Here is a 9,083-nt window from a genome sequence, read left to right as displayed (position 1 = left end):
GGTGGCGCCGAGGGCCCGGCGCCACCCCACGACGGTGCTCAGTTCTCGGCCCCCAGCGCCTCCACCGGGCTGACCCGTGACGCCCGACGGGCCGGCAGCACCCCGGCCAGCGCGGTCAGCCCGACCAGCACCACGAAGAGCCCGGCCAGCGGCAGCAGCGGCGCGGTCAGCGGCGCCTCGATCCCGAGGGTCTGGACGGCCAACCAGGCGTACGGAATGCCGAGCACCAGGCCGATGGTCGCGCCGATCACCCCGTACAGGCCCGACTCGACGGTCAGCATGGTGCGCAGACCGGTCCGGGACAGCCCGATCGCCCTGAGCAGACCGGATTCGCGGACCCGCTCCACCACCGACAGCGCTGTCGTGGAGCCCACGCCGACGACAGCGATCAGCACGGTCAGGCTGACCAGACCCACCGCGATCCAGACCAGGGTGCGCACCAACGCGTCGTTGCGGTCCCGTTCGTCGGCGAGCACCGCGAGGCCCACCCCGTCGCTGCCGCCGATCGCCTGCCGCAGCGCCCGCACCCCGGCGGTGCGACCGTCCTCGCCGGCCCCGGCCGCGTCGGCCAGCAGACCGGTGTACGCGGCTGGCACACCGAGCCGGTCCAGGTCCGCCGGATCGGCGAGGATGCCCGCGTGCAGCGGACCGTCACCGGGCAGGACCGCTGCCACCCGCACGTCGACCCGGCCGGTGGCGACGGCGAGCGTGACCGTGTCGCCGGCCCGCAGACCCGCGTCCCGCGCGACCCAGCTGTTGACCACGATCCGGCCGGGTCCGCGATCGGTCAGGGCGCCCTGGGCCACGTCCAGGGCCTTGGTGCTCGGCAACGCGGCCAGGTCCAGGTCGCTGGTCGGATAACCGGCCTCGACGTCGCCGAGCTTGTCCGCGCCGCGCAGCAGCCGGGCGTCGTCGACCCTCCGGTACGGCACCACCCGGGCCAGCGCACCGCGCGCCGCCTCGGCCCGGGTCACCACGGCCGGCGGCAGGGTCCCACCGTTGGTCGTGACCTCGAAGTCGGTCGGAGCCGACAGCGCCATCTCGCGGTCGGCGAGGATCTGCAACGACGCGCCGCCGATGACCACCCCGGAGATCAGGGTCACGCCGAGGGCGACCACGACGGAGACCGCAGCGGCGCGGCGTGGGGCACCGCCGATCCCGCCGATCGACATCCGCCCGATCGGCCCGAGCTGGCGCAGCGGCCAACCCACCACGGCCAGCACCGGGCGCACCAGCAGCGGGCCGAGGGCCACCAGCGCGAAGAACGCCAACGTGCCGGACCCGATCAGCAGGAGCAGTGGCATCGACGCGTCGTAGTTCGACTGCTCCGGCTTCGGCAACCGGCTGATCGTCCCGACCGCCGCCAGGATCGCGCCGACGGCCAGGAGCAGCCCGAAGGCCAGACGCAGCGCGCCGATGCCGCGGCGGCCGGCGGTGGTGCTCGCCGACCGTAGGGCCTCCAGCGGGGAGACCCGGGCGGCGGAGAGCGCCGGTGCCAGCACGGCCAGCACGGTGATCACGACAGCGCCGATCACCACCGTGACCGCCGCCACCAGCGGCAGGCCCGGCGTGGAGACCTGGTGGCCGGCGGCGCGCAGGGCCGGCGGCAGCGCGTACCCGAGGGTGAGTGCGGCAGCGACCCCGACGACGCCGGCGACCAGCCCGGTCAGGGCGCCCTCGGCGGTGAGGGCCCCCACCAGGGTGGCCCGACTCGCGCCGACCGCCCGCAGCAGCGCGAGCTGCCGCATCCGCTGGGCGAAGACGATGCGGAAGGTCGAGGTGACCACCAGCGCGGCGGCGGCGACCGCGATGGAGACGAACATGCCGACCAGGATGAAGAGTTTCCCGACCTGCTCGGCCACCGCGTTGGCCTCGGCGTCGCGTACCTCGGCACCGGAGCGGATCGGCTGGGCGGCGACCACGGCGGTCACCCGTTGGCGGACCGCGTCGGCTTCGGTGCCGGGCGTCACCCGCACGTCCACGCGATCCACTGCCGTCAGTCGCGCCCAGCCGATCACGGCGCTCTCCGGGGCGTACGCGTCGTTGCCGGCGTCGGCGGTGGTCTCCACCATGGCGGTCACGGTGAGCGGAGCGGGCGCGCTGAGTTCGCCGCCGGTAGCGCTGGTGGTGGTGCCGACCGACAGCCCGAGCCGCTCGGCGGTGCGCGGGGTGATCGCGATCTGGCCCGGGGCGTCGGGGTACCTGCCCTCGACGACCCGGACCGTGCTCAGCGGGCCGGCGCCCGGATCGGACTGCAGGTTGAGGTATCCCTCGCCGATCGAGACCCCGGTGGCGACCCGGGCGACCGCCTCGGCAACCCCGGGCACGGCCCGGATCTGCTGCACGTCCCGCACTGTGGGTGGCGGCACGTCGACGCTGCCGATCACCAGGTCGGTGACGGCTGGAGTGCCGCTGAGGTTGTCCCGCACTGTCCGTTCGGTGATCTGTTGCACCAGCACGGTGCCGAAGACGACGAACGACGCGACCAGGATCGCCAGGCCGGTCAGGATCAGCCGGCCGGGCCGTCGGGCCGCGGCGGTCGTCTGGGTACGCAGCACTGCCGCCCTCATCGGCGGGCCGCCAGGTCACGCAGGGCGTCGGTGACCGACACCTGGTTCGGCTTGTCGATCTCACCGGCCAGCCGCCCGTCGGCGAGCAGCACCACCCGGTCGGCGTACGCGGCGGCGATCGGGTCGTGGGTGACCATGACGACGGTCTGGCCAAGGTCGCGTACCGAGTCGCGCAGGATGGTGAGCACCTCCGCGCCGGAGCGGGAGTCGAGGTTGCCGGTCGGTTCGTCGGCGAAGACCACCTCGGGGCGCGCCACGAGCGCCCGGGCGAGCGCGACCCGCTGCTGCTGACCGCCGGACAGCTCGCTGGGCCGGTGGTTCAGGCGGTCGCCGAGGCCCAGCATCCGCACCAGGTGCGCGAGGAGTTCGGCGTCGGGCTGCCGACCGGCGAGGTCCAGCGGCAGGGTGATGTTCTGTGCGGCAGTGAGCTGTGGCAGCAGGTTGAAGGACTGAAAGACGAACCCGATCCGTTCCCGGCGTACCCGGGTCAGCGTCCGGTCCGACTGGCCGGTCAGCTCCGTGCCGCCGAGCAGGACGCGACCGGAGGTGGCCGTGTCGAGGCCGGCGAGGCAGTGCATCAGGGTCGACTTGCCGGATCCGGACGCGCCCATGATGGCGGTGAACTCGGCCCGGCCGAAGCCGACCGAGACCCCGTCCAGGGCACGGACGGCCGTGTCGCCGCTGCCGTACACCTTCACCAGGTCGACCGCGGCTACCGCGGCGTGGCTGGTCTCCGGCGGGGCGTGGGTTGTCATCGTTCCTCCAGTGGCTGCGTGGTGACCGGGAAAGCCTCGCCGCGACCGGCGGGCGGGCGCATCGGCCCGGGGCCGGGTATCGCCGGTGCGGGGTCTGCCTTTTGGCCGATCCGACACCTCCGTCCGGCTGGCTACGCTGGGTCACCATGAGCACGCCGGATCTTCGACGATGGTGGGTACGCCTGGCCCAGACCGCCGGGCTGGTGGCCATGGGGCTGCTCGCCCTCTTCGACCTGCGGTACAGCTCGCCCACGAGCCTGGCCGCCCTGCTGCTCCTGCTGGTACGGGTGGGGCTGGCGGTGGCGACGGTCCCGCTCTGGCTGCCGGTGCACCGACCGGGCTCCCGCCGGCTGCCGTTGGCCGCGCTGATACTCGCCTCGGCGTCACTGGTCGTGACCGCGGCGATCGTGATCATTCCCGACGGCCGCTACGGGCTCGGTGGCGGCAGCTGGGGGCTCGCCGAGTCGGCCGGGCTGATCGGGGTGGTCTTCGTGGTGACGCGCTGGGGCGCGCCCCGACTCGCCCCGGCGGCGGCGGTGGTCGCCGGGCTCGCCGTCGCCGCGCTGCCGCTGCGTTCCGGCGCCGACAGCCTCCTGGTGATCTTCGGTCTGCTTCAGGTGATCGCCGCTGCCGGCGCCGCCGGGGTGGGGCTCTACCTGCGCGTCGTGGCGGTCGGCCGGGAGCGGGCCATCGCCCTGGTACGGGCCGAGCAGCGTGCGGAGTTCGCCCGGGACCTGCACGACTTCATCGCCCACCACGTCACCGGCATCGTGGTGCAGGCACAGGGCGCCCGGTTCGTCGCCGAGCAGGACCCGCAGCGGGTGATCGTCGCCCTGGAGCAGATCGAGCGGGCCGGCGCGGAGACGATGGCCTCGATGCGGCGGATGGTCGGCATCCTGCGCAACCCGGAGGCCCCGCCGGACGCGCCGCTGGCGCCACTGGCCGGGGTGACCGAGCTGGAACCGCTGCTGACCGGGTTCAACGGCGCGGCGAACGCGCCGGCACGACTGCACGTCGACGGCGACCTGAACGGACTGCCGGTGGAGGTCTCGACGTCGGCGTACCGGGTGGTGATGGAGGGGCTGACCAACACCCGCCAGCACGCGCCGGACGCGCGGTCCGTGGCCGTGGCCGTGCGGCGTACCCCTGACTGGTTGCTGGTCCGGGTCGCCGACGACGGCGCGTCGCTGCGAACCGCGCCGGCCCGGGGGCACGGCTTCGGCCTGATCGGCCTCACCGAGCGGGTACGCGCCCTCGGCGGCACGATCACCGCCGGGCCTGGCGTCGCCGGTGGCTGGGTGCTCGACGCGGCGTTCCCGCTCCACGTGGCGGTGGCCCGGTGATCCGGGTGCTGATCGCCGATGACCAGGCCATGGTCAGGACCGGCTTCGGCATGATCATTGGCGCCCAGCCGGACCTGGAGGTGGTCGGCGAGGCCGCAGACGGCGTCCAGGCCGTCGAGCTGGCCCGACGACTGCGTCCGGACGTGGTGCTGCTGGACATCCGGATGCCCCGCCTCGACGGTCTGGAGGCACTGCGGCTGCTCGCGGGGCCGGGCGTCGCCGACCCGATCCGGGTGGTCGTCGTGACGACGTTCGACCTCGACGAGTACGTACACACGGCGCTCTCCAACGGAGCGTGCGGCTTCCTGCTCAAGGACTCCGGCCCGGCCCTGCTGGTGGAGGCCGTCCGCGCGGCCGTGTCCGGAGACGCGCTGATCAGCCCCTCGATCACGGTACGGCTGTTGGAGCACCTCAGCTCGCCGGCCCCGGCGCGCGACGACGGCGGCCTGTCGCCACGGGAACTCGACGTCGTGAAGCTCGTCGCCCGGGGCCTGACCAACGCCGAGATCGCCACCCAGCTCTTCATCGCCGTGGGCACGGTCAAGACCCACCTGGCGAGCGTGCAGATGAAACTCACTGCCCGCAACCGGGTCGAGATCGCCGCCTGGGCCTGGGAACGGCGCCTCGTCGGCTGACGGGACAACGCCCCGACCACCGCCGACCTATCATCGTCATCAGTCGATGACTGGTCCGCTGCGGTCACTCGAAGCGAGGCGATCAACCATGCGCGATCATCCGAGGCGCGGCGCCCGGTCCAGGGCCGCCGCACTGGCCGCCTGCACGCTCACGGCAGTCCTGGTGGCGACGGGCGCGACCCCGGCGTACGCGGCCGCCGACGACACCGAGCCCCCCACCGCCCCCGGCCCGATCACTGTCGCCGCCATCGACACCACCTCGGTCGAGCTGACCTGGGCTGCCTCGACCGACAACGTGGGGGTGGTCCGTTACCCGGTCTCCGCGCAGTTCGAGGACAACGGCCTGACCTGGTCGACCGACACCAACAGCATTCGGATCACCGGCCTGCGGCCGTCGCGCACGTACACCTTCTTCGTGTCGGCGCTGGACGCGGCCGGCAACAGCTCACCGTCGAACCCGAGCCTGCGGCTGACCATGCCACCGGGGGACGACCAACCGCCGGGCGCGCCGGGTCAACCGGTGGCGTCCGACGTCACCGCCACGGCGGTCCGGCTGCGCTGGGCGCACTCGGTGGAGAACGCGGCGCTCGAACGGTACGAGGTGTTCCGGGTGGACGCTGGCGGCGCTCTCACGCTGGTCCGCGACGTTTCCCAGTACCCGCCGGTCAACAGTGCCACGATCAACGGGTTGGCGCCGAACACCACGTACACCTTCGTGGTGCGGGCCCGCGACGAGGTCGGACTGCTGTCCGTGCTGTCCGCACCAGTCACCGTCACCACCCTGCCGCCGCCGCCGAGCTGCGCGGTCCGGTCAATCGTGGGGCAGTGGCCCGACGTGTTCGTGGCGCGTCTGACGATCACGAACACCGGCCCGACGGCGATCGACGGGTGGACGATGAGGTGGCGGTTCTACGCCGGCCAGCAGTTGCACAGCCTGTGGGGCGCGGAGGTGGTCGACCGCGACAGCAGCTACCTGCGGGTGCGCAACGTGCGCCACAACAAGCTGATCCCGCCCGGCGGCACCGTGTCGGTGGGGCTGGTCGCCACCGGGACGCAACTACCGGAGGAAATCACGCTGAACGGCGGCCTCTGCACGGTGGCAGACGAATAACGCTCAACTCCGGGGTCTGGCGTGCGCCGCGACATCTTGCGACGCTAACGCCTGTGTATGACTACGACCTGTTGGTGCTGGGCTCCGGGCCCAGCGGTCAGAAGGCCGCGATCGCCGCCGCCAAACTCGGCAGGCGGGTCGCCATCGTGGACCGCCGCGACATGATCGGTGGGGTGTGCATCAACACCGGCACCGTGCCCTCCAAGACCCTGCGCGAGGCCGTGCTCTACCTGACCGGCCTGAGCCAGCGCGACCTGTACGGCAGCAGCTACCGGGTCAAGGAGGACATCACCGTCAGCGACCTGGCGGCCCGGACCCAGCACGTCATCACCCGGCAGACCGACGTCATCCGCAACCAACTGTCCCGCAACCGCGTCACGATGATCACCGGCACCGGGCGTTTCGCCGACGCGCACTCGATCTGGGTCGACGGCGGCTCCGGCCGCGAGTCCAAGGTGACCTTCGACAAGAGCGTCATCGCCGCCGGCACCCGCCCGGCCCGCCCGGACAGCGTCGACTTCGACGACCGGACGATCGTGGACTCCGACGGCGTCATCAACCTCCAGGCCGTACCCCGCAGCATGGTCGTGGTCGGCGCCGGCGTGATCGGCATGGAGTACGCCTCGATGTTCGCCGCGCTCGGCACCAAGGTGACTGTGGTGGAACGCCGCGACCGGATGCTGGATTTCTGCGACGACGAGATCATCGAGTCACTCAAGTACCACCTGCGCGACCTGTCCGTGGCGTTCCGCTTCGGCGAGGAGGTCGCCGCCGTGGAAAAGCACCAGACGGCGGCGCTGTGCATCCTCAAGAGCGGCAAGAAGATCGTCGCCGACACGGTGATGTACTCGGCCGGCCGGCAGGGCCAGACCGACGACCTGGCGCTGGAGGCGGCCGGGTTGGAGGCGGACCGACGCGGCCGGATCACCGTCGACGCCAACTACCGCACCGCGGTGGAGAACATCTACGCCGTCGGCGACGTGATCGGCTTTCCCGCGCTCGCGTCCACCTCGATGGAACAGGGTCGGCTGGCCGCGCAGCACGCCTGCGGCGAGCCGATCCGGGAGATGCACGGCCTGCAACCGATCGGCATCTACACGATTCCGGAGATCAGCTTCGTCGGACAGACCGAGGCGCAGCTCACCGAAAGCTCGACACCGTTCGAGGTGGGCATCGCCCGGTACCGGGAGTTGGCGCGGGGTCAGATCGTGGGCGACTCGTACGGCATGCTGAAGCTGCTCGTCTCCCCCGACGACGGTCGACTGCTCGGGGTGCACGTGTTCGGCACCGCCGCCACCGAGATCGTCCACATCGGTCAGGCGGTGATGGGCTGCGGGGGCACGATCAACTATCTCGTCGACGCGGTGTTCAACTACCCGACGCTGGCCGAGGCGTACAAGGTCGCCGCCCTGGACGCGTCCAACAAGATCCGCAACATCACCCGCATCGACGGCTAGCCACCACCGCCGACCTCGACCAGCTCCGCCAGCTGAATGCGGTAGTTCGGGCAGGTCGAGATGTCCTCGTGTGAGCAGTTCAGCCCGGCCGCAAGCAGATCGAGCGCCGAGCGCAGCGCCGCCATCCTGGCCTGCACCGCGTCGTGGTTGCGGCGCAGTACGTCCTTTCGGGCGGCCGGGTCGCCCGCGGCGAGGAACGCCCGGATGTCCGACAGCGACAGGCCGGCCTGCTTCGCGCGCAGAATCGAGGCCACCCTGAACAGGTCGTCGCGGGTGTAGCGGCGACGACCGCCGGTGACCCGCACTGGGCGGAGCAGGCCCACCGACTCCCAGTGCCGCAGTACGTGCGCTGGCAGGCCGAAGTGGTCGGCCACCTCGCCGATCGTCATCGGGCTTGACTTCATGTCGACATTAAGTCCGAGGCTGGCAGGCATGTCCAGTCTTCTAGCTGCCCTCGATGCGATTGAGAGCGAACCCACGGCCGTCGCACTGCGCGCCCGTTCCTACGAGTTGCTCGGCGACCTCACCGGCCGAACCGTCGTCGACGTTGGTTGTGGCAGTGGCCGTGCCGTCGGCGAACTGGCCGTGCGCGGAGCCCACGCGGTCGGCGTCGACGTCGATCCCGAGATGATCGCCGTGGCCCGCGCGCGCTGGCCTGCCGGCGAGTTCCACGTCGGCGACGCCACCGAGCTGCCGATCGAGACCGGATCGGCCACGTACTACCGGGCGGACAAGGTATTGCACGTGCTCGACGATCCGGCGCGGGCCGTGGCCGAGGCACGGCGCGTGCTCACACCGGGCGGTCGAGCCGTACTGCTGGGCCAGGACTGGGACCTGATCGCCATCGATTCGGACCAGCCGGAGACCACTCGCCGGCTGGTCCACGCGCGGGCAGACTCGCTCCCGTCGCCGCGCGTCGCCCGCAGGTATCGCAACCTGCTTCTCGACGCCGGCTTCACCGACCCGATCGTCGAGGTGCACAGCGCGGTGTTCACCGAGGACACCGCGCTCAAGCTGTTGGAACGGATCACCGACGAGGAGATCTGGCTCGCCGAGCAGGCCGAGCGCGCCCGGACGAACCGAATCCTCGTCGTCGTCCCGATGTTCCTCGTCGCCGCGCCGGGGGGAATGTCACCGACCTGAGTACCCGGCTGACCGGTGCGCTCTACGTGGTCCTGGCGGAGGTCGAGTTGCCGGCCGGTGTGGCGGAGA

8 protein-coding genes and 1 pseudogene are annotated in these 9,083 nt (G+C 71.9%); 6 read left to right on the top strand and 3 right to left on the bottom strand.

The window, feature by feature from the left end; all coding sequences use genetic code 11:
• Nucleotides 1-38 precede the first annotated feature (38 nt).
• Nucleotides 39-2,570 (bottom strand): ABC transporter permease, encoded by a 2,532-nt coding sequence (locus tag AB0B48_RS29670; protein WP_357207222.1) that lies wholly within the window; start codon nucleotides 2,568-2,570, stop codon nucleotides 39-41.
• A complete protein-coding gene (locus tag AB0B48_RS29665; RefSeq protein ID WP_357207221.1) occupies nucleotides 2,567-3,325 on the bottom strand; it encodes an ABC transporter ATP-binding protein in 759 nt (252 codons plus the stop codon). The genes AB0B48_RS29670 and AB0B48_RS29665 overlap by 4 nt, the downstream gene beginning before the upstream one ends.
• Before the next feature lie 146 nt (nucleotides 3,326-3,471).
• Here AB0B48_RS29665 and AB0B48_RS29660 point away from each other — a divergent pair, with 146 nt between their 5' ends.
• The 4 genes from AB0B48_RS29660 (at nucleotide 3,472) to sthA (ending at nucleotide 7,871) form a co-directional block, all read left to right on the top strand.
• Entirely contained in the window at nucleotides 3,472-4,668 is a 1,197-nt protein-coding gene (locus AB0B48_RS29660) for a histidine kinase (protein ID WP_357207219.1), read from the top strand.
• Nucleotides 4,665-5,303, top strand: coding sequence for a response regulator transcription factor (locus tag AB0B48_RS29655; protein WP_357207217.1), 639 nt, complete (start codon nucleotides 4,665-4,667; stop codon nucleotides 5,301-5,303). The genes AB0B48_RS29660 and AB0B48_RS29655 overlap by 4 nt, the downstream gene beginning before the upstream one ends.
• A gap of 88 nt (nucleotides 5,304-5,391) precedes the next feature.
• Nucleotides 5,392-6,414, top strand: coding sequence for a fibronectin type III domain-containing protein (locus AB0B48_RS29650; RefSeq protein WP_357207215.1), 1,023 nt, complete (start codon nucleotides 5,392-5,394; stop codon nucleotides 6,412-6,414).
• 53 nt (nucleotides 6,415-6,467) lie between these two features.
• Nucleotides 6,468-7,871: a Si-specific NAD(P)(+) transhydrogenase gene (gene sthA / locus AB0B48_RS29645; RefSeq protein WP_355006606.1), complete on the top strand. Its 1,404-nt coding sequence runs from the start codon at nucleotides 6,468-6,470 to the stop codon at nucleotides 7,869-7,871.
• Here the strand turns inward: sthA and AB0B48_RS29640 are convergent.
• A complete protein-coding gene (locus AB0B48_RS29640; protein ID WP_357207213.1) occupies nucleotides 7,868-8,275 on the bottom strand; it encodes a MerR family transcriptional regulator in 408 nt (135 codons plus the stop codon). The genes sthA and AB0B48_RS29640 overlap by 4 nt on opposite strands.
• A 28-nt stretch (nucleotides 8,276-8,303) precedes the next feature.
• Here AB0B48_RS29640 and AB0B48_RS29635 point away from each other — a divergent pair, with 28 nt between their 5' ends.
• A complete protein-coding gene (locus AB0B48_RS29635) occupies nucleotides 8,304-9,014 on the top strand; it encodes a methyltransferase domain-containing protein (RefSeq protein WP_357207211.1) in 711 nt (236 codons plus the stop codon).
• Nucleotides 8,990-9,083, top strand: a pseudogene (locus AB0B48_RS29630) (amino acid-binding protein); the annotation flags it as partial. The gene AB0B48_RS29635 and the pseudogene AB0B48_RS29630, both read left to right, overlap by 25 nt.

Source organism: Micromonospora sp. NPDC049089, assembly GCF_040648775.1.
Lineage (GTDB): Bacteria > Actinomycetota > Actinomycetes > Mycobacteriales > Micromonosporaceae > Micromonospora.
This window is presented reverse-complemented; position numbering and strand designations above follow the sequence as displayed.

Bases quoted from the DNA above. Each gene is read 5' to 3' on its own strand.
- AB0B48_RS29635 (WP_357207211.1), top strand. From the start codon at position 8,304: ATGTCCAGTCTTCTAGCTGCCCTCGATGCGATTGAGAGCGAACCCACG.
- AB0B48_RS29665 (WP_357207221.1), bottom strand. From the start codon at position 3,325: ATGACAACCCACGCCCCGCCGGAGACCAGCCACGCCGCGGTAGCCGCG.
- AB0B48_RS29660 (WP_357207219.1), top strand. From the start codon at position 3,472: ATGAGCACGCCGGATCTTCGACGATGGTGGGTACGCCTGGCCCAGACC.
- AB0B48_RS29670 (WP_357207222.1), bottom strand. From the start codon at position 2,570: ATGAGGGCGGCAGTGCTGCGTACCCAGACGACCGCCGCGGCCCGACGG.
- AB0B48_RS29640 (WP_357207213.1), bottom strand. From the start codon at position 8,275: ATGAAGTCAAGCCCGATGACGATCGGCGAGGTGGCCGACCACTTCGGC.
- AB0B48_RS29650 (WP_357207215.1), top strand. From the start codon at position 5,392: ATGCGCGATCATCCGAGGCGCGGCGCCCGGTCCAGGGCCGCCGCACTG.